Here is a 574-nt window from a genome sequence, read left to right as displayed (position 1 = left end):
GATGACTGACCAACCTATTTCCCTCGAAGAAATTCGTTTACGCTTGAATGAGCTCGATGACCAGCTCCTTAGCTTGCTGTCTGAACGCCGTAAACTCAGCATTGAAGTAGCCAAAAGCAAAGTACAAACCTCAAAACCAGTTCGTGATGCCGTTCGAGAACAACAACTGTTGGTTAAGCTGATTTCCAACGGCCGAGACAAATACGAACTCGACGCTCAGTACATCACCAAACTTTTCCACACCATCATTGAAGATTCGGTCTTACTTCAACAAGGTTATCTGCAAAACCTTGTTAACCCGCAACAAAGCCGCAAGCCACTTGCACGCGTCGCTTTCTTGGGAGCCAAAGGTTCTTACTCGCACTTGGCAAGCCGCGAATATTTCAGTCGTAAAAATACCGAGCTTATCGAGCTAAATTGTGAGCATTTCAAAGAAGTGACTCGAACGGTGGAATCAGGCCATGCTGATTACGGTGTGCTGCCCATCGAAAACACCAGCTCGGGCTCGATCAATGAAGTATATGACCTACTGCAACACACCACGCTGTATATTGTTGGTGAGCTGACTCAACCT

General features: G+C 46.5%; 1 protein-coding gene. It reads left to right on the top strand.

The genetic code is table 11. From position 1 onward, the window contains the following. Position 1 precedes the first annotated feature (1 nt). Positions 2–574 (top strand): chorismate mutase (locus R7Z50_RS29595; RefSeq protein WP_318150028.1); only part of this gene is annotated, 573 nt, incomplete at its 3' end.

Source organism: Vibrio sp. 1249-1, from assembly GCF_033340495.1.
The sequence above is the reverse complement of the archived record's forward strand: the minus strand, read 5'-3'. Positions and strand labels throughout refer to the sequence as shown.